Source organism: Streptomyces coeruleofuscus (genome assembly GCF_039532725.1).
Taxonomy (GTDB): domain Bacteria; phylum Actinomycetota; class Actinomycetes; order Streptomycetales; family Streptomycetaceae; genus Streptomyces; species Streptomyces coeruleofuscus.
The window spans coordinates 1-19101 of the sequence record NZ_BAAASE010000013.1; the positions used below are offsets into that span (position 1 = coordinate 1).

General features: G+C 71.6%; 12 protein-coding genes and 1 pseudogene. 6 read left to right on the forward strand and 7 right to left on the reverse strand.

What is annotated here, in order from left to right; all coding sequences use genetic code 11:
* Positions 1 to 385: pseudogene (locus tag ABFX81_RS36035) on the reverse strand (Rv3235 family protein); the annotation flags it as partial.
* A gap of 308 nt (positions 386 to 693) precedes the next feature.
* On the opposite strand from ABFX81_RS36035, the gene ABFX81_RS36040 reads away from it, so the two are divergent.
* The 5 genes from ABFX81_RS36040 to ABFX81_RS36060 all read left to right on the forward strand — a co-directional run bounded on the left by ABFX81_RS36040 (position 694) and on the right by ABFX81_RS36060 (position 9562).
* Positions 694 to 1206 (forward strand): DUF6912 family protein, encoded by a 513-nt coding sequence (locus tag ABFX81_RS36040; RefSeq protein ID WP_086855640.1) that lies wholly within the window; start codon positions 694 to 696, stop codon positions 1204 to 1206.
* Between the two features lie 89 nt (positions 1207 to 1295).
* On the forward strand, positions 1296 to 1958 hold the full coding sequence (locus ABFX81_RS36045; RefSeq protein WP_086855641.1) for an HAD family hydrolase: 663 nt from the start codon (positions 1296 to 1298) through the stop codon (positions 1956 to 1958).
* A gap of 592 nt (positions 1959 to 2550) precedes the next feature.
* Positions 2551 to 7509 carry an NAD-glutamate dehydrogenase domain-containing protein gene (locus ABFX81_RS36050; RefSeq protein WP_086850358.1) on the forward strand — a complete coding sequence of 1653 codons (4959 nt, stop codon included), beginning with the start codon at positions 2551 to 2553 and terminating at the stop codon, positions 7507 to 7509.
* Positions 7510 to 7632: 123 nt separating this feature from the next.
* Complete coding sequence (locus tag ABFX81_RS36055) at positions 7633 to 8094, forward strand: GtrA family protein (protein WP_346139245.1); 462 nt, start codon at positions 7633 to 7635, stop codon at positions 8092 to 8094.
* Positions 8075 to 9562: a hypothetical protein gene (locus tag ABFX81_RS36060; protein WP_346139246.1), complete on the forward strand. Its 1488-nt coding sequence runs from the start codon at positions 8075 to 8077 to the stop codon at positions 9560 to 9562. The genes ABFX81_RS36055 and ABFX81_RS36060 overlap by 20 nt, the downstream gene beginning before the upstream one ends.
* A 177-nt stretch (positions 9563 to 9739) precedes the next feature.
* On the opposite strand, the gene ABFX81_RS36065 is transcribed toward ABFX81_RS36060, so the two are convergent.
* The 4 genes from ABFX81_RS36065 to ABFX81_RS36080 form a co-directional block, all read right to left on the reverse strand.
* Positions 9740 to 11386, reverse strand: a complete 1647-nt coding sequence (locus tag ABFX81_RS36065; protein WP_086854857.1) for a glycosyltransferase — start codon at positions 11384 to 11386, stop codon at positions 9740 to 9742.
* Complete coding sequence (locus tag ABFX81_RS36070) at positions 11383 to 13587, reverse strand: CDP-glycerol glycerophosphotransferase family protein (RefSeq protein ID WP_086854856.1); 2205 nt, start codon at positions 13585 to 13587, stop codon at positions 11383 to 11385. Before ABFX81_RS36070 ends, ABFX81_RS36065 begins: the two co-directional genes overlap by 4 nt.
* Positions 13588 to 13769: 182 nt before the next feature.
* Positions 13770 to 14600: an ATP-binding cassette domain-containing protein gene (locus ABFX81_RS36075; protein ID WP_086854855.1), complete on the reverse strand. Its 831-nt coding sequence runs from the start codon at positions 14598 to 14600 to the stop codon at positions 13770 to 13772.
* Entirely contained in the window at positions 14593 to 15519 is a 927-nt protein-coding gene (locus ABFX81_RS36080) for an ABC transporter permease (protein ID WP_086854854.1), read from the reverse strand. The genes ABFX81_RS36075 and ABFX81_RS36080 overlap by 8 nt, the downstream gene beginning before the upstream one ends.
* A gap of 184 nt (positions 15520 to 15703) precedes the next feature.
* On the opposite strand from ABFX81_RS36080, the gene ABFX81_RS36085 reads away from it, so the two are divergent.
* Positions 15704 to 16330 carry a TetR/AcrR family transcriptional regulator gene (locus ABFX81_RS36085; RefSeq protein WP_279545565.1) on the forward strand — a complete coding sequence of 209 codons (627 nt, stop codon included), beginning with the start codon at positions 15704 to 15706 and terminating at the stop codon, positions 16328 to 16330.
* A gap of 19 nt (positions 16331 to 16349) precedes the next feature.
* Here the strand turns inward: ABFX81_RS36085 and galE are convergent, their stop codons facing one another.
* Together galE and ABFX81_RS36095 are read right to left on the reverse strand one after the other, a co-directional pair.
* The gene (gene galE, locus ABFX81_RS36090) at positions 16350 to 17330 is read right to left on the reverse strand and encodes a UDP-glucose 4-epimerase GalE (protein WP_086855485.1); all 981 of its coding nucleotides are present in this window, start codon (positions 17328 to 17330) and stop codon (positions 16350 to 16352) included.
* A gap of 65 nt (positions 17331 to 17395) precedes the next feature.
* On the reverse strand, positions 17396 to 19012 hold the full coding sequence (locus ABFX81_RS36095; RefSeq protein WP_346139247.1) for a glycosyltransferase family 2 protein: 1617 nt from the start codon (positions 19010 to 19012) through the stop codon (positions 17396 to 17398).
* Positions 19013 to 19101 lie beyond the last annotated feature (89 nt).

Genomic DNA, 19101 nt, shown 5'->3' on the forward strand with positions numbered 1-19101 from the left:
GTGGGGTCATGCTGCGGGGGGTGCGTGGCGGGGCGGTGCCGTCGGGGGCGTTAGTGGGGTTCGCGGGGGTGCGTGGGTTGGCGGTGCCGTCGGGGCGGCGTGAGTCGCGGCGGGTCGGCGGGCGGCCGTCGGCTGCCGGTGTGCGGGTGGGGCCTCCGCCCGGGGTGCGGGGTGGGGTGGTGTCGCCGGAGGTGCGGGGCGTGGTGCTGCCGGGGGTGTGTGGGGTCGTGCTGCGGGGGGTGCGTGGCGGGGCGGTGCCGTCGGGGGCGTTAGTGGGGTTCGCGGGGGTGCGTGGGTTGGCGGTGCCGTCGGGGCGGCGTGAGTCGCGGCGGGTCGGCGGGCGGCTGGCCGGGCGCTGCTGTGCCCTGGTCATGACCTTGTTCATGGGGGTCCCCGTTTCGTGGGCCCGGTGGATACCGGGGAGTAACTTCGGGTTGGTGATCTTGTACGGGGCCGACGGGGGCAGGGGCAAGGAAGCGGGCCTCCGGTGGCGGGCGCCGGAATGTTCACCTATCCGGGTGGTGCGGAGGGCATGGAGCCGGTCAGCGCGGGGATGCGCCGGGTGAATGCCGGGCCTGGAGTTGCCGCGTCCGGCGTCACGGGACGGAACTCGAAAGGGGACGCCCCGCACGTATCCTGAAGGCCCTCCGGAGCCCTGTGACCATGAAACGACCACGAAAGAAGCAGCCAGCCATGCGTGTCTACGTGCCCCTGACCCTCCCCGGTCTCGCCGAGGCGTACAGGACGGGTGAGCTGGGAGCCGGGCCGTTCGTCGCGTACGCCGTGACGCCCGGGCTGCGCGAGTGGTACCTCTCCGACGACATCGAGGAACTGGAGTACGCGGCGCTGAGCCGGGCCGCGCTGGCCTCGCTGCGGCTGCTGGCGGCCGAGCCGGAGGCGCCGCGGCGGCGGGTCGTGGTGGCCGTGGACGTGCCCGACCGGGTCGCGAGCGCGGATCCCGACCGACTCGACCCGGCGGCGCTGGGGGAGGTACGGGTCGCCGGCGCCGTCCCGCTGGCCAAGGCGGCGTCCGTGCACGTCGACGCGGCGGACGCGGAGGCGGATGTGACGGCGGCCGCCGAGGCGCTGCCGGCGGCGGACGGTGGCGACGACGACGCGCAGTTCGTCGTGGACGGGGCGGAGGACCACGAGCTGCTGTGGTTCGCCACGCAGGAGATTCCGAACCTGGTGGATCGCGGGGACTGAGCGAGCCGGGGCGGGTGCTCTCGGCATCCAGGGGGCGCGTTGAGTTGCCGTTCTCTTGATTGTCAGTGGGGGCGGGTACGTTTTGGGGCATGGGGAAGCAGACGGGCGCGCACATTGTCTGGGACTGGAACGGGACGCTGTTCCATGACATCGACGCGATCATCGGGGCGACGAACGCGGCGTTCGCCGAGCTTGGGCTGGAGCCGCTGACGCTGGAGAAGTACCGGGAGCTGTACTGCGTACCGGTGCCGAAGTTCTACGAGCGGCTGATCGGGCGGCTGCCGACCGAGGCCGAATGGGAGATCATGGACGACATCTTCCATCGGTACTACGCGGAGCACCGGGTGAGCTGCGGGCTGACCGTGGGGGCGGTGGAGCTGCTGTCCGGGTGGCGGTCGGCGGGGCGGAGTCAGTCGATCCTCAGCATGTACGTGCATGAAGAGCTGGTTCCGTTGGTGCGGGGGTTCGGGATCGAGCCGCACTTCATACGGGTGGACGGGCGGACCGGGCCGTCGGGGGGCAGCAAGGCCGAGCACATGGTGCGGCATCTGGGGTCACTGAGAGTGGATCCCGAGCGGACCGTGGTGATCGGGGACGCGGCGGATGACGCGGTGGCCGCGGAGCATGTGGGGGCGAGGGCTGTGCTGTATACCGGCGGGTCGCACAGTCGGGCCAGTCTGGAGGCGGTGGGCGTGCCGGTCGTGGACACGCTGGAGGAAGCGGTCGCCGAGGCGGAGCGGCTGGCGGCGTAGCCGGCTGCTCGGCGGTGGTGCTGAGGCCGGGTGGGTGCGCAACCCGGCGCGACGGGGTGCCGCTGCCTGCGCCCACCCGTGCCGCCCTGGGGGCACCTCCCAGGCCCTTAAGGCACTGGGGGAGGCACGATTGCCCGCAACTATGCCGGTATCCACATGGCGGCACTGTGCAGAACGTCAAACTTCCAGGCCTGGTTTTGTACACATACGGCTCATGACGGGCCCCCTGTGAGGAGCGATAGCCTTGGTGGCGTGATCAGCGCGATAGTTCGCGGGGACGTCGTCGTCCCTGCCCTGCGCCCGGAGAGCACGGACCACATCCGTGACCGGGCGGCGGTCGCTGGTCTTCGCGGGCGGGACGGGGCTTCGAGGACTCCCGGGACGCCGAGCACCACCCGGACCGAGGCGTCGCCGAGAGCAGCCTCACACCCGTGGGGCAGCTCAAGATTGGCTCAGACACCCCCGCTCATCTCACCTTGCGGCATAGCGTCGGAACAGACCGGATACCCCGTGTCACGACGTGACGTCGTAAGCGCAGAGGCCGTACTTCCTTCTACGTCACGCAACGGCGCGCGACAGGAGCCAGAGGACAATGCAGACCAAGCTGGACGAAGCCAAGGCCGAGTTGCTCGAGAGGGCCGCCCGGGTTGCTGAGAACAGCCCGGTCGGGGGGCACCTACCGACCGGGTCGACGGGCGAGGAGACCCCAGACGCCCAGGAGGCCCCGGACCGCGAGTCACTGCTGTCGTTCCTCCAGCGTTACTACCTGCACACGGCCCCGGAGGACCTCACCGACCGCGACCCGGTCGACGTCTTCGGAGCCGCTGTCTCGCACTACCGGCTGGCCGAAAATCGCCCCCAGGGCACGGCCAACGTGCGGGTGCACACCCCCACGGTCGAAGAGAACGGGTGGACGTGCAGCCACTCCGTCGTCGAGGTCGTCACCGACGACATGCCCTTCCTCGTCGACTCCGTCACCAACGAGCTGACGCGGCAGGGGCGCGGGATCCACGTCGTCATCCACCCGCAGTTCATCGTGCGGCGCGACGTCACCGGCAAGCTCGTCGAGGTGCTGCCCTCTCCCGCGACCGGCCTCGGCGATCTCCCGCACGACGCGCACGTCGAGTCCTGGATCCATGTCGAGATCGACCGTGAGACCGACCGGGCCGATCTGAAGCAGATCACCGCCGACCTGCTGCGGGTGCTGTCCGACGCCCGTGAGGCCGTCGAGGACTGGGGCAAGATGCGGGAAGCGGCGACCCGGCTGGCGGAGGGGCTGCCGGACGAGCCCATCCCCGCCGACCTGCCCGGACCCCAGGTCGAGGAGGCCCGCGAGCTGCTGCGCTGGCTGGCCGACGACCACTTCACCTTCCTCGGCTACCGCGAGTACCAGCTGCGCGGGGACGACTCGCTGGCCGCCGTGCCCGGCACCGGCCTCGGCATCCTGCGCGCCGACCCGCACCACTCCGACCAGGAGAGCCACCCGGTCAGCCCGTCCTTCGAGCGGCTGCCCGCCGACGCCCGGGCCAAGGCGCGCGAGCACAAGCTGCTCGTCCTGACCAAGGCGAACAGCCGGTCGACCGTGCACCGGCCGTCGTACCTGGACTACATCGGGGTGAAGAAGTTCGACGCCGAGGGCAATGTCGTCGGCGAGCGGCGGTTCCTCGGGCTGTTCTCCTCCGCCGCCTACACCGAGTCCGTGCGCCGGGTCCCGGTCATCCGGCGCAAGGTCGAGGAGGTCCTCGAACAGGCCGGGTTCTCGCCCAACAGCCACGACGGCCGCGACCTGCTCCAGATCCTGGAGACCTACCCGCGCGACGAGCTGTTCCAGACCCCCGTCGACGAGCTGCGGTCCATCGTCACCTCCGTCCTCTACCTCCAGGAGCGCAGGCGGCTGAGGCTCTACCTGCGCCAGGACGAGTACGGGCGCTACTACTCCGCCCTCGTCTACCTGCCGCGCGACCGCTACACCACGGCCGTCCGCCTGCGGATCATCGAGATCCTGAAGGAGGAACTGGGCGGCATCAGCGTCGACTTCACGGCCTGGAACACCGAGTCGATCCTGTCCCGGCTGCACTTCGTGGTCCGGGTCCCGCAGGGCACCGAGCTGCCCGAGCTGTCCGACGCCGACAAGGAGCGCATCGAGGCCCGGCTGGTGGAGGCCGCCCGCTCCTGGGAGGACGCCTTCTCCGAGGCGCTCAACGCGGAGCTCGGCGAGGAGCGCGCGGCGGAGCTCATGCGCCGGTACGCGCACGCCTTCCCCGAGGGCTACAAGGCCGACCACAACCCGCGCGCCGCGGTCGCCGACCTCGTCCACCTCGAACAGCTCAACGCCGAGGAGGGCGAGGACTTCGCGCTCAGCCTCTACGAGCCGGTGGGCGCCGCCCCCGAGGAGCGCCGCTTCAAGATCTACCGCACGGGCGACGCCATCTCCCTGTCGGCCGTGCTGCCGGTCCTCAACCGGCTCGGCGTCGAGGTCGTCGACGAGCGGCCCTACGAGCTGCGCTGCACGGACCGGAGCGTGGCCTGGATCTACGACTTCGGCCTGCGCATGCCCCGCCCCCGGGGCGGCGGGGACTACTTCGGCGACGACGCCCGCGAGCGGTTCCAGGACGCCTTCGCCGCCACCTGGACCGGCAAGGCGGAGAACGACGGCTTCAACGCCCTGGTGCTGAGCGCCGGGCTGACCTGGCGTCAGGCGACGGTGCTGCGGGCGTACGCGAAGTACCTGCGGCAGGCGGCGTCCACGTTCAGCCAGGACTACATGGAGGACACCCTCCGCAACAACGTCCACACCACCCGCCTGCTCGTCTCCCTGTTCGAGGCGCGGATGTCGCCGGACCGGCAGCGCGCGGGGCACGAGATCGTGGACGCGCTGCTGGAGGAGGTCGACGCGGCCCTCGACCAGGTGGCCTCGCTCGACGAGGACCGGATCCTCAGGTCGTTCCTGACGGTCATCAAGGCGACGCTGCGGACCAACTTCTTCCAGGAGGCGGCGGGCGGCAAGCCGCACGAGTACGTCTCCATGAAGTTCGACCCGCAGGCCATCCCCGACCTGCCGGCGCCGCGCCCGGCGTTCGAGATCTGGGTGTACTCGCCGCGCGTCGAGGGCGTGCACCTGCGCTTCGGCAAGGTCGCGCGCGGCGGCCTGCGCTGGTCCGACCGCCGTGAGGACTTCCGTACGGAGATCCTCGGCCTGGTCAAGGCGCAGATGGTGAAGAACACCGTCATCGTGCCGGTCGGCGCCAAGGGCGGCTTCGTCGCCAAGCAGCTGCCCGACCCGAGCGTCGACCGCGACGCGTGGATGGCCGAGGGCATCGCCAGCTACAAGACGTTCATCTCGGCGCTGCTCGACATCACCGACAACATGGTGGCCGGCGAGGTCGTGCCCCCGGCCGACGTCGTCCGGCACGACGAGGACGACACGTACCTCGTCGTCGCCGCCGACAAGGGCACGGCGACGTTCTCCGACATCGCCAACGGGGTCGCCGAGAAGTACAACTTCTGGCTCGGCGACGCCTTCGCCTCCGGTGGCTCGGCCGGCTACGACCACAAGGGCATGGGCATCACCGCCCGCGGCGCCTGGGAGTCCGTCAAGCGGCACTTCCGGGAGCTGGGCGTGGACACCCAGACCGAGGACTTCACGGTCGTCGGCATCGGCGACATGTCCGGTGACGTGTTCGGCAACGGCATGCTGCTCTCCGAGCACATCCGCCTGGTGGCCGCCTTCGACCACCGGCACATCTTCATCGACCCGAACCCGGACGCGGCCACCTCCTACGCCGAGCGCCGCCGCCTGTTCGAGCTGCCGCGGTCCAGCTGGGAGGAGTACGACAAGGAGCTGCTGTCGACCGGCGGCGGCATCTTCCCGCGTACGGCCAAGGCGATCCCGGTCAACGCCCACATCCGCGAGGCCCTCGGCATCGAGGCCAAGGTCACCAAGCTGACCCCGGCCGACCTGATGAAGGCCATCCTCCAGGCGCCGGTGGACCTGCTGTGGAACGGCGGCATCGGTACGTACGTCAAGTCCTCCACCGAGTCCAACGCGGACGTCGGCGACAAGGCCAACGACGCCATCCGTGTCGACGGCAAGGACCTGCGGGTCAAGGTCGTCGGCGAGGGCGGCAACCTGGGCCTGACCCAGCTCGGGCGGATCGAGTTCGCGCTGCACGGCGGCCGGATCAACACCGACGCCATCGACAACAGCGCGGGCGTCGACACCTCCGACCACGAGGTGAACATCAAGATCCTGCTCAACGGCTTGGTCGCCGACGGCGACATGACCGTCAAGCAGCGCAACAAGCTGCTCGCCGAGATGACCGACGAGGTCGGCCAGCTCGTGCTGCGCAACAACTACGCGCAGAACACGGCGATCGCCAACGCCCTCGCCCAGTCCAAGGACATGCTCCACGCCCAGCAGCGCTTCATGAAGCACCTGGTCAGGGAGGGCCACCTCGACCGGGCGCTGGAGTTCCTGCCCACCGACCGGCAGATCCGCGAGCGGCTCGCCCAGGGGCAGGGCCTGACCAGCCCGGAGACGGCCGTCCTGCTGGCGTACACGAAGATCACGGTCGCCGAGGAGCTGCTGCACACCTCGCTGCCGGACGACCCGTACCTGCGGGGCCTGCTGCACTGCTACTTCCCGACCGAGCTGCGCGAGCAGTTCCCGGACCGTCTCGACGGGCACCCGCTGCGCCGCGAGATCGTCACGACGGTCCTGGTCAACGACACGGTCAACACGGGCGGTACGACGTATCTGCACCGGCTGCGCGAGGAGACCGGCGCGTCGCTGGAGGAGATCGTGCGGGCGCAGACGGCGGCCCGGGAGATCTTCCGCCAGTCGCCGGTGTGGGACGGGGTCGAGGCGCTCGACAACAAGGTCGAGGCCGACGTCCAGACCCGTATCCGGCTGCACTCGCGCCGCCTGGTGGAGCGCGGCACGCGCTGGCTGCTCAACAACCGGCCGCAGCCGCTCCAGCTCGCCGAGACGGTCGACTTCTTCGCCGAGCGGGTCGAGCAGGTCTGGACCCAGCTTCCGAAGCTGCTGCGCGGCGCGGACCTGGAGTGGTACCAGAAGATCTACGACGAGCTGACGGACGTCGGCGTGCCGGACGAACTCGCCACCCGCGTGGCCGGGTTCTCCTCCGCCTTCCCGACGCTCGACATCGTCTCGGTCGCCGACCGCATGGGCCGGGAGCCGCTGGATGTCGCCGATGTCTACTACGACCTCGCCGACCGGCTGCGGATCACCCAGCTCATGGACCGCATCATCGAGCTGCCCCGCGCCGACCGCTGGCAGTCCATGGCCCGCGCGGCGATCCGCGAGGACCTGTACGCGGCGCACGCGGCGCTGACCGCCGACGTCCTGGCGGTGGGCAACGGCACTTCGACGCCCGAGCAGCGCTACAAGGCGTGGGAGCAGAAGAACGCGGCGATCCTCGGCCGGGCCCGCACCACACTGGAGGAGATCCAGGGCTCCGAGGCGTTCGACCTCGCGAACCTGTCGGTGGCGATGCGGACCATGCGGACGCTGCTGCGGACGCATTCGTAGCGGTTCGCAGCGGTACGGCGTCCTGGGCGCCCCGGGCCGGTATCGGCCCGGGGCGCTTTCTTCTTGGTGTGTCTTAGGGCGATTCGAGTGGAGGACTTACCGTTTCCGGCTAAGGCTTGGGGCGTGACTGTGAACCTCTCCAGGGAGCGGACGGCAGCTCCCGCCACCCCGCCGGTTAAGCGCCTCGTCGTCGAAGTGGTGAACTTCGCGCTGGTCGGCGGGAGCGGCGTCGCGGTGAACTTCCTGGTGTTCAACGTGCTCCTGCACGGACTGCACCGGGCCGCCATGGTGGCGACCGTGGCGGCCAGCCTTGTCGCCATGGGCACCAACTACCTCGGATTCCGGTACGTCACCTACCGCGACAGGGCGTCCCGCACCCGGCGCCAGATCGCGCTGTTCTTCGTCTTCAGCGGAATCGGCGTGGCGATGGAAAGCGGGCTGTTCTACGTCGGATATCACGGGCTCGGCCTGGCCGGTCCCTTCGAGTCGAACGCGGTCAAGGCGGCTTCCATCGTGCTGGCCTCCGCCTTCCGCTTCCTCGTCTGCCGCACCTGGGTGTTCCAGCATGACGCGCACCGCGCCTAGGCCGGCGGCCCTCGCCGCCCAGGCGGCCGCCGCGGTGGTCGTCCTGCTGCTGGTGCTGGTGATCGTCCGGCTGCCGTGGGCCGGGGACCTCGGCATGCACGCCGCGACGGTCCAGCGGCTGCGGCACGATCTCGTCGACCCGGGCAATCCGCTCGTCGACGCGGACACGCCGAGCCCGTACTACTCGCCCTGGATGCTGGTGCTCGGCTGTGTCGCCCGGGTGAGCGGTCTGTCGGTCTTCGTGGTGCTGCGGCTGGGAGCGCTGGCCGGGCTCGCGCTGCTGCTGTCAGGGGTGTGGCGGTATGCGCGGACGCTGAGCGGACATCGCGCCGCGCCCGCACTGGCCGTGCTGAGCCTGCTGTTCCTGTGGGGGACGGTCCTGTTCAACTGGAGCGGCTTCTACGGGCTCAACTCGCTCGCGCTGACGGTGTCGTATCCGAGCGTGTTCGCGCTGGGGCTCGCGTTCCACCTCTGGGCGTGGCTCGGGCGGGCGGTGCGCGGTGCCGATGACGGTGACGCGGGGTTGGGGGTGTGGCTCGGGCTGGGGGCGCTGTGGGCGGTGATCCTGCTGTGCCATCAGTTCTCGGGGGTGGTGGCCACGCTGGGGGCGCTCGCGACGGTGGTCGCCGCGCGGCCGGGGCGGGTGGTGTGGCTCCGGCTGGGCGGTGGGCTGGTGCTGGGGCTGGTCGTCCTGCTGCTGTGGCCGTACTACGACTTCTTCGCGCTGTTCGGGGCCGGGGGCGATCTGGAGTCGGTGCACCGGTCGCTGTACGAGGACCTGTTCGGGCGGTACTGGCTGGTGCTGCTCGGGGTGGTGGCGCTGGGCGTGCGGTGGTGGCGGGACCGGTGGGATCCGCTGGTGCTGTTCTTCGTACTGGGGGTGGCCGTGGTGGCGGCGGGCGGGCTGAGCGGGCACTGGTCGTGGGGGCGGGCGTTGCCGGCGGCGTTGATTCCGGCGCAGATCGCGGTGGCGGTGGAGGTCGGCGAGGCCGGGCGGCGGGGGGCTCGGGTGGGGTGGGCGTGTGTGCTGGGGGTGGCGTTGGCCGTGGGGGCCTGGACGCAGGTGGGGACGGTCGGATACGTGGTGGAGCGGGGCGATCTGCCGGAGGCCGTCGCCGAGAAGTACCGGCGGCCGTGGGAGGGGTACTACTGGATGACGCCCTGGCTGAAGTACGGGGATGTGGTGATGGCCCGGGAGGGACGGCCGGCTCGGCAGATCCCCGCGTACGGGGCGTACACCGTGGCGCCCGGGTATCCCGACTTCTTCCTGTCGGACGAGGGGCGGCGGGGGGCGGCTGTGCGGAGGTATTTCGCGGAGGGGACGCCGGGACGGGAGCGGGGGGAGATTCTCCGGGAGTACGGGGTGCGGTGGGTTGTGGATACGGGCGTTGCCGCCGGGCGTGGTGTGGGGCTGCGGGAGGTGGCTCGAGGGCCTAGGGGGCAGGTGCTCTACGCCGTGGTGCGATGAGCTGTACGACGCCCTGAGGTCGGGTGGGTCCGCAGCCCGGCGGAGCGGGGTGCCGCTGCGCCCACCCGTGCCGCCCCTAGCGGCACGACTGCCCGCAGCTAAGCGGGACGGGGCTCGCAGCCGGGCGGCACGACTGCCCGCAGCTGAGCGGGACGGGGCCCGCAGCCGCGGCTGGGCCTATTTCAGCGCGCTTGCCAGCAAGCGTGCTGCCCGCTTCACCCGGGGCCTTGCCACTCGGCGTGTCATCGGGCGTATCACCCTCGCCGTCACGCCCACCGGCTCCCAGCGGACCTGCAAGCGGCCCGGGCCGTGGCCCTCTGGTTCCAGGGTCAGGCGGTGGTGGGGGACCCGGGTCGTCAGGGGTCGGAAGGCCAGGGGAGCCAGGAGGAGGCCCGTGTGGGACAGGCCCTGGTGTTCCAGGCGGAGCAACGGGTGGCGGACTCCGGCGAAGCCGTGGAAGGGGAGGGGGGCCGCTGCCAGGTCCAGGTGGACGCGGCCCTCGAAGATGCCGGGGCGGACTGGGGAGAGGCGGAACGGGACGCGGAGGCGGCGTCGGCCCGGGGCGATGAGGAGGGTCGCGCGCTGGGGGCCGACGGGGAGGCGCAGGGCGGGGTCGTACGTGCGGATGGTGAGGTCGACGGAGGCGCCCGGGCCCCGGGTGATCTCCGTGATCTCGTGGCGGAACTGGGCGCTCGGGAAGGGGCGCGTCTCCAGGTCCAGGTCCGAGATGTCCAGTTCGCGGCGGGACCATGTGGAGGACGGGATGTGGGAGCCCCAGTACGTGCGGCCCTGTTCGTCCGTCGTGACCTGCCTCGGTGCCACACCGTGGCCGAGGCCCCGTGCCGCCAGCCTGGCCTCCGGCAGGCGGTGGTCGCGGATCAGCTGGATGACCACTCGTTCGGCGCGGGGGAGGCGGGCGAACGCGCCCGGGGCGAGCGTGTCCAGGTACGGCGTGACGATGTCCGCGAAGGCGGACAGCCACTCCTCGTCCCGGTAGGGCAGGTCACCGGCGTACATCCGGAAGTCGTGTTTGAGGAACTTGTGGTCCTTGTCCTCTCGCAGCGACTCGTGCCCGCTCTCGGCCAGGAACGCGTCGATGAGGTGCTGGACGTGGACGCGGTCGCGGACGTTGGCGAGCTTGTGCCGCTGGTTGGATATCGAGGCCGCGTCCAAGGCGGCGAACGGCGCGACGTACCAGCGGTAGACCGGCTCCGGGATGATCGTGAACGCCTTGGCCAGGCAGTACGCCTGCGCCGAGAACAGCTGGTCCTCGTAGTGGATGCCTTCGGGGAAGCGCAGGCCGTGCCGGTCGAGGAAGGCGCGGGCGTACATCTTGCTGGTGGCGAGGTGCTCGAAGAGCAGCCGCGGGTCGGCCTCGATGCCCTCGAGGGTGCGGCGCTCGGCGACCAGGTGCGGCATCCACGTCGAGCGGCGGCCGTTGTCGACCCGGACGCGCTGCACCGCTCCCATGGCGAAGTCGATCTCGCGTTCGCGGTGCGCGGCGAGCAGCAGTTCGACGGCGTCGTCGGGGAGTTCGTCGTCGCTGTCGAGGAACATCAGGTACGGCGCCCGGGCGGTCTCCAGGGCGCGGTTGCGCGGCGCGCTGCATCCGCCGCTGTTCCGCTCCAGCCGGAGGTGGCGGATGCGGGGGTCCTCGGCCGCCAGACGACGTGCCACCTCCGGGGTGTCGTCCGTCGAGTGGTCGTCGCTGATGACGATCTCCACGTTCGCGTGGGTCTGGCGGCGGACCGAGTCGACCGCGCGGGTGAGGCGTTCGGCGTCGTTGTAGACGATGACCGTCACGGTGACGTCGGGGGTGCTCATGCGGTCGCCTCCTGCGGGGTCGGGGCCGGGGTGCGTTCCTCGATCGGCAGCACCGGCGGCAGGGACCTTTCGTCCTGGCCGAGGAAGACCCGGCGCACGACGCGTTCGGCGGCGCGTCCGTCGTCGTACTCGCAGAACCGGCGCCGGAAGACGGCCCGGGCCTTCGCCGCGCCCTCGTCGCGCCAGGCCTCGGTGGTGAGGATCTCCGTCAGCTCCTGCTGGCTGCGGGCGACGGGGCCCGGGGCCTCGGCCATCAGGTCGAAGTAGACGCCGCGGGTGGTGCGGTACGTCTCCCAGTCGTCGGCGTGGATCACGATCGGGCGGTCGAGGTTGGCGTAGTCGAACATGATCGAGGAGTAGTCCGTGACCAGGGCGTCCGCCGCCAGGCACAGCTCCTCCACCGGATCGTAGGAGGAGACGTCGATGATCCGGCCGGTGCGGCGCAGGTTGGTGAGCGGGGAGGCCGCGCCGCCGTAGAAGTAGTGGCCGCGGACGAGCAGGACCGTGTCGTCGCCGAGGCGGTCGGCGAGGGCGGCGAGGTCGAGGCGCGGGGTCCAGCCGGCCTCGTAGTCGCGGTGGGTGGGCGCGTAGAGGACGGCCCGGCGGCCCGGCGCGATGCCGAGCCTGTCGCGGACCCCGCGGATGTCCTGCGCGCCGGCCGTGTAGTAGACGTCGTTGCGCGGATAGCCGTGGTCGAGGGAGACGTAGTGCGACGGGTACGCGCGCTCCCACATGCGCGTGGTGTGGCTGTTGGCGGAGACGCTGTAGTCCCACTTGTCGATGCGCTCCAGCAGTGCCTGGAAGTCCAGGCCCTGCGCGGCCGCCGGGTACGCCATCTGGTCCAGGCCCATGCGCTTCAGCGGTGTGCCGTGGTGGGTCTGGAGGTGGATGGCGTCGGGGCGCTTGACCACCGTGTTGGGGAAGTTGACGTTGTTGACGAGGTACTTGGCGGTCGCCAGCACCTCCCAGTAGCGGCGGGTGCCGGGCACGACGTGGTCGGTGCCGGGCGGCAGCAGGGCCGCGTTCTCCTCGGTCACCACCCACACCGGGTGGACCTGCGGGGCCAGTTCGGCGAGCTTCGCGGCGATCGCGGCCGGGTTGCAGGCGACGCCGCGGTTCCAGTACGCCGAGAACACCGCCAGGTGGGGGTTGACCGGGCGGCCGAGCGCCCTGCGGTACTGGTGGTCGCGGAGCTTGGCGCCGGCCTGCCGCTTGCGGGCCCGTACGGCCGACTTGGCGGTGCGGCGGGTGCGGTTGACGGTCTGGAAGGCCCGGTACCTCGCGTAGGCGCCCTCTTCGAGCAGGGAGCGGCGGACGCCTTCCAGGCCGGCGGGGCGCCGGTAGCCCTCGGGGCGGCGGCGCAGGGCGGCCAGGGACGCGCGCCGGAAGAACTCCCGCGCGACCTCCTCCGGCATGCCGCCGCGCGCGAAGGTGCGCAGGCAGTCGCGGACCATGACGTCGTAGAGCACGGCGTGGGCGGCGCGGCGGTCCCGGGTGAGGTCGAGGAGCGACTCGTAGCGCTCGACGAGGCCGTAGCGCTGCCCGGGAGTGACCGGGGGCAGGCTCGCGGGGCGCAGCCCGCGGTCCTCGTAGGCGACGTGCGGCAGGCAGGCGACACGGTCGGCGAGCAGCAGGGCGGCCAGGGCGGCGTACGGCTCGTCGTCGGTGGTGAGCCGCTGCTCGTGCGCCCGCCAGAAGTCCGCGCGCAGTACGCGGGTGCCGAGCAGCGGGGTCAGGCGCAGCAGGGGCGCGCAGTCGTCGAGGGCGACGTCGGCCCGGCCCGCCCGGGCCAGCAGGGGGCCGTCCCGGGAGGGCATGCCGGAGGTGTGCCAGGTGCTGCGGACGTGGTCGACCAGCAGGACGTCCACCTCGGCCGGGAGCTCGGCCACCCGCTCGGCGACCGCGCGCGGGGCCCCGGCGGGCAGGCCGTCCTTGGCGTGGACGAAGTGCAGCCAGCGGCCGGAGGCCCGCGCCGCCCCCGCCGCCCAGGCCTCGGCGTCGCCCGTGCCGTCCGGCAGCGGCACTACGTCGACCGGGCCGCCGTCCGGGCTGTGCCGCTCGGCAGTCTCCCGGGCCCAGTCGCCGACCGCGGCCACGATCAGCTCGGCGTCCGGCAGGGGATGGGCGGCGAGGGAGTCGAGGAGCTCCGTCAGATGGTCCTGAACGTTCGGCCCGTGGACGATGACGCTGAGCTCGGGCATCACGGGGCTCCTCCATCTCGTCACACCGGGCGGACCTTATGCGGTCATGGTGTCACCAATAAGACAAAAGGATCGACCGGGGTGCGCCTCACGAGGGAACCGGCGCCTCACGAGGGAGCCGGCACCTCAGGAGGGAACCGGCACCTCACGAGGTAACCGGCACCTCACGAGGGAACGGCACCTCACGAGGAAACAGGCACCTTGGGCTTCGGCTTGGCCTTGGGCGACTTGTCGCCGGTGAACGCCTCGTACTCCTTCAGGACGTCCTCCGTCGGCCCGTCCATGAGAAGTTCCCCGCGTTCCAGCCACAGCACGCGGTCACAGGTGTCGCGGATCGACTTGTTGTTGTGGCTGACCAGGAACACCGTCCCGGCGTGCTTGCGCAGCTCGCGGATGCGGTCCTCGGAGCGCTTCTGGAAGGAGCGGTCGCCGGTGGCCAGCGCCTCGTCGATCAGCAGCACGTCGTGGTCCTTGGCGGCGGCGATGGAGAACCGCAGCCGTGCGGCCATGCCGGAGGAGTACGTCCGCATCGGCAGCGTGATGAAGTCACCCTTCTCGTTGATGCCGGAGAAGTCGACGATGTCCTGGTAGCGGTCCCTGACCTGCTCGCGGGACATGCCCATGGCCAGGCCGCCGAGGTGCACGTTGCGCTCGCCGGTCAGGTCGTTCATCAGGGCCGCGTTGACGCCGAGCAGGGAGGGCTGGCCGTCGGTGTAGATGTGGCCGTTCTCCACGGGGAGGAGCCCGGCGACGGCCTTCAGCAGGGTCGACTTGCCGGAGCCGTTGGTGCCGATCAGGCCGATGGCCTCGCCCCGGTGGGCGACGAAGGACACGTTCTTCACGGCGTGCACCCGGCGCACGCCCGACGCCTTCTCGGTCTGCTTGCGGCGCACGATGCGGTTGAGGGCGGCGGTCGCGGAGCCGCGTCCGGCGCCGGTGCCGTTGACGCGGTAGACGATGTCGACGCCGTCGGCGACGACGGTGGGGATCCTGTCGTTGGCGATGTCAGCCACGGCCGTAGGTCTCCTCAGCCTTCCAGAAGTAGATGAAGCCGCCGACGCCGGCGACCAGCGCCCAGCCGACGGCGAGCGCCCACACATGGGCCGGGAGCTGGCTCGCGTGGAAGCTGTCGATCAGGGCGAAGCGCATCAGGTCGATGTAGACGGCGGCCGGGTTGGCCGCCAGCGCCAGCGTCACCACGTGCGGGAGGCTGTCCTTCTGCGCCAGCTTGTCGATGCTCCACATGACGCCCGAGACGTACATCCAGGTGCGCAGCACGAACGGCATCAGCTGGGCGATGTCCGGGGTCTTGGCGCCCATCCGGGCCATGACCATGGAGACGCCCGCGTTGAACGTGAACTGGAGGAACAGCGCCGGCAGCGCCAGCAGCCAGGACACGCCGACCGGCACGCCGAAGCAGAGCAGGATGACGACCAGGGCCCCCATCGAGAACAGCAGCTGCTGGAGCTGCTGGAGACAGAACGACAGGGGCAGCGCGGCGCGCGGGAAGTGCAGGGCGCGCACCAGGCCGAGGTTGCCGGAGATGGCGCGGGTGCCCGCCATGATCGAGCTCTGCGTGAACGTCCAGATGAACACGCCCGTGACCAGGAACGGGATGTAGTCCGGCACCCCGTGCTTGGTGCCGAGCAGCACGCCGAAGATGAAGTAGTAGACCGCCGCGTTCAGCAGCGGGGTCATCACCTGCCAGACCTGGCCGAGCTTCGCCTGGCTGTACTGGGCGGTGAGCTTGGCGGTGGCGAACGCGGTGATGAAGTGGCGCCGGGCCCACAGCTGGCGGACGTACTCGGGCAGGGAGGGGCGGGCGCCGCTGACGGAGAGGCCGTGGCGGGCGGCGAGGGCCGCGAGGTCGTCGGCGGCCGGGGCCGGGGCCGGGGCCGGTGCTTGGGGCGGTGTGTGGAGGACCTGGCTCACATCCGCTGCTTTCGTTCGGGGGTGTGGGACCTGTGGGGGCGTGAAGAGTGAGGGGATGAGGCGGTTCTTACCGGACTCTTCACGACTTCTTACGTCGGGACGGGACCGTATCGTCGCAACGCGAGCGTATGTCGTCCGAGCGTCGGAACGCAACCGTTTCGTCGTGACGCCCTATGCTGTCGGCATGACGACGAAGCCCGACGAGCCCCAGCAGCCCCGGCGCCGCCGGGCCCCCGCGGGGGCGGCCGTACTGCGGGAGGACGTGACGGAAGCCATCCGGGCGGCCGTCTTCGAGGAGCTCGCGGCCGTCGGCTACGCGCGGATGTCCATCGAGGGGATCGCGCGCCGGGCGGGGGTCGGGAAGACGGCGGTGTACCGCCGCTGGCGCTCGAAGCTGCACCTGGTCCTCGACATCGTCTCGGCGCTCGCGGTGCAGGGCCTGCCCGCGCCGGACACCGGCTCGCTGGAGGGCGACCTGCGGCTGCTGTACGAGGTGACCTCCCGCGCGCTGCGCCACCCCGTGGCCTCGCAGGTCATCCCCGACCTCCAGGCCGAGGCGGCCCGCAACCCCGAGATCGCCGAGGCCCTCCAGAAGGCCCTGCGCGAGGGCCAGGACGGGGTCGCCACCGGCATTGTCACGGCGGCGGAGGCCCGCGGCGAACTCCGCCGGGGCCTCGACCACGACCTGGCCCTCGACCTGATCTCCGGGCCGCTCTACTGGCGCTCGGTGGTGATCCGCAGCCCGAAGCTGCCCAAGGGGTACCTGGGGTCGCTGGCCCGGGCCACGGCGGGGGCGTTGAAGGCGTTGTAGTTCTGCCGGACGGCCCGGGTCAGCCCCGCGCCGCCTCCGGATGCAGGCGCACCCAGCCCTCCCACGCCGACGTGATCATGTCCTGGACGTCGTGCCGGGCCTTCCAGCCCAGCTCCGCGGCAGCGCGCTCGGCGGAGGCGACGACGCGGGCCGGGTCACCCGGGCGGCGGGGCGTGACCGTGGGCGGCCGGTCGTAGCCGGTGACCGTGTTGATGCGGTCGATCATCTCGCGGACGGAGACGCCTTCACCCCGGCCGATGTTGAGGGTGAGTTCGCGGCCGGGGGAGGAGCGCAGGACCCGGGCCGCCGCGACATGGGCCTCGGCCAGGTCGACGACGTGGATGTAGTCGCGTACGCAGGTGCCGTCCGGGGTCGGGTAGTCGTCGCCGAAGACGCGCGGCGGCGCGTCCTCGGTGAGCTTCTCGAAGACCATCGGGACGAGGTTGAACACCCCGACGTCCGCGAGCTCCGGGCCCGCCGCCCCTGCCACGTTGAAGTAGCGCAAGGACGCGGTCGACAGCCCGGTCGCCCGGCCCGTCGCGCGCACCAGCCACTCACCGGCCAGCTTCGTCTCGCCGTAGGGCGACATGGGCACGCAGGGCGTCTCCTCCGTGACCAGGTCCACGTCCGGCATGCCGTACACCGCCGCCGAGGAGGAGAAGACGAAGGACGGCACCTGCGCCGCCGTCACCGCGTCCAGCAGGACCCGCAGGCCCTCGACGTTCTCCCGGTAGTAGCGCAGCGGCTGCTCGACCGACTCGCCCACCTGCTTCTTCGCCGCGAGGTGGACGACGCCGGTGACCGAGTGGTCCGCGAGGGTGCGCGCGAGCCGCTCGCCGTCCAGTGTCGAGCCCACCACCAGCGGCACCCCGTCGGGCACGCGCTCGGCGATACCGGTGGACAGGTCGTCGTACACCACCGCCTGTTCCCCCGCCGCGGTCATCGCCCGTACGACATGAGCGCCGATGTAACCGGCGCCGCCGGTGATCAACCAGGTCATGTGCGGCCGTCCCCTCGTCAGTTGGCCCGTGGCGGTGGTGCTCCGTGCCGATACGCGTCGTGCTCTCAGTGAAGCAGGCGACGCAGCCTTCCGCGTACGACGGACAGCACACCGCGTGCGCCGGGCGCGACGCGCAGCGCCAGCGCGCCGGAGTGGGTGGCGTACGGCTGTACGAGCACCACGCCGTGCCGGGCGCTCGGGAGGGCGCTGCGGCGCAGCAGACCGGCGCCCGTGAGGGCGTGCGCCGTGACGTCGCGGCTCACGCCGTCGCGGAAGCGGATGCGAAGGCGCAGGTCCCAGGTGCCCACGCCGTGCGCGGCCAGCGCGGGGAGGTCCACGGTCGTCTCCGCCGACCAGGTGCCGGCCGACGGCACCAGCGCGGTCGTACCGCGGACGGCCTCGTCGCCGTCGTCCCGGTGCCGCCACTCCGCCTCCACCGCCTCCGGGCCCGCCCGCGCCACCCGGCCGTACAGCTCGTGCAGGCGCAGCCGCAGCCGGGCGCCACGCGCGCGTGGCCGCAGCTCCGCGTCGACGGCGAGGGGCAGCACGGGCACGGGCCGGGTGAGCAGGGGCTCCAGGGAGACCTGCGGGAGGTCCTCCGACCAGACGGGCGTGCCGTCCGCGGCCCGGGCGTACGGCGGGTACAGCCGGGCCGGGCGGGCCGCCAGCTCCCGCAGCCGGGGCAGGTCACGCGGCTCCGGGGAGGCCAGGACGACCCGCCCGGCCAGCCGACCGGGAGCAGCCGGGTCGCGGGCCCAGTCGTCCGCGTCGTACTCCGCGAGGTGCGCCCGCGTGATCTCCCACCACGCGCGCCGGTAGGCGGCGTCGCGCAACCCCAGTTCACGCAGGTACATCCGCAGGTCGTGGTCGAGGAACTTGGCGCGCGCGACCCGCGCGAGTTCCTTCTGCCCGGCGCCCAGCAGGACCTCGTACGCCTGCCGGCACGCCTCCGTACGGGCCCGCCAGTTCGCGACGCCGGACCGGTCCAGCGAGATCGACAGCCGCTCGGCGGACCGGCGCACGTGCCAGACGTACACCAGGTCCGGGACCAGGGCGATGCGCGGTGCCGCGGCCAGCACGCGCGCGGTGAAGACGACGTCCTCGTACGGGAAGCGGCCCTCGGGGAAGCGGATGCCGTGCTCGCGCAGGAAGCCGGTGCGGTAGAGCTTGTTGACGCAGAGCGTGTCGTGGACCAGGCGTGGGCGCTGCGCGGGGTGCGGTACAGCGGCGTGGAGTGCGTACAGGCGCGCCTGCCAGGGTACTTCTCGCCCCGAGGGCAGTTCCCGGCGTACGCACAGGCCGCTCGCGACCTCCGCGTGCGCGCCGGTCGCCGCGTCGAGCAGCGCGTCGACCGCGCCGGGCGGCAGGACGTCGTCGCTGTCGAGGAACATCACGTACGGCGACGTCACCGCGTCGAGCCCGGTGTTGCGCGGGGTGCCGCAGCCGCCGCTGTTGGCCCGGCGGCGGATGACCTTCAGACGGGGCTCCGACGCGGCGAGCCGGTCGAGGAGGCCGGCGCTGCCGTCCGTCGAGCAGTCGTCGACGGCCACGACCTCGCGCACGGCGGGGCCCTGGGCGAGCGCCGAGCGCACGGCGTCCGTCACATGGGCGGCGTCGTCGTAGCCGATGACCACGACGGCTACCTGGGGGAGGGGCCTCTCGGGGTTCCGTACGGCATTCATTACGGCCGATCGTAAGCCGGGCGAATGACATGAAAGTGGTAACACACCATCAAGTGTCACCAAGGCTGGCGTAACGTCACACAATCAGG

Bases quoted from the DNA above. Each gene is read 5' to 3' on its own strand.
- ABFX81_RS36065 (WP_086854857.1), bottom strand. From the start codon at position 11,386: ATGAGCACCCCCGACGTCACCGTGACGGTCATCGTCTACAACGACGCC.
- ABFX81_RS36040 (WP_086855640.1), top strand. From the start codon at position 694: ATGCGTGTCTACGTGCCCCTGACCCTCCCCGGTCTCGCCGAGGCGTAC.
- ABFX81_RS36095 (WP_346139247.1), bottom strand. From the start codon at position 19,012: ATGAATGCCGTACGGAACCCCGAGAGGCCCCTCCCCCAGGTAGCCGTC.
- ABFX81_RS36050 (WP_086850358.1), top strand. From the start codon at position 2,551: ATGCAGACCAAGCTGGACGAAGCCAAGGCCGAGTTGCTCGAGAGGGCC.
- ABFX81_RS36070 (WP_086854856.1), bottom strand. From the start codon at position 13,587: ATGCCCGAGCTCAGCGTCATCGTCCACGGGCCGAACGTTCAGGACCAT.
- ABFX81_RS36045 (WP_086855641.1), top strand. From the start codon at position 1,296: ATGGGGAAGCAGACGGGCGCGCACATTGTCTGGGACTGGAACGGGACG.
- galE (WP_086855485.1), bottom strand. From the start codon at position 17,330: ATGACCTGGTTGATCACCGGCGGCGCCGGTTACATCGGCGCTCATGTC.
- ABFX81_RS36060 (WP_346139246.1), top strand. From the start codon at position 8,075: ATGACGCGCACCGCGCCTAGGCCGGCGGCCCTCGCCGCCCAGGCGGCC.
- ABFX81_RS36085 (WP_279545565.1), top strand. From the start codon at position 15,704: ATGACGACGAAGCCCGACGAGCCCCAGCAGCCCCGGCGCCGCCGGGCC.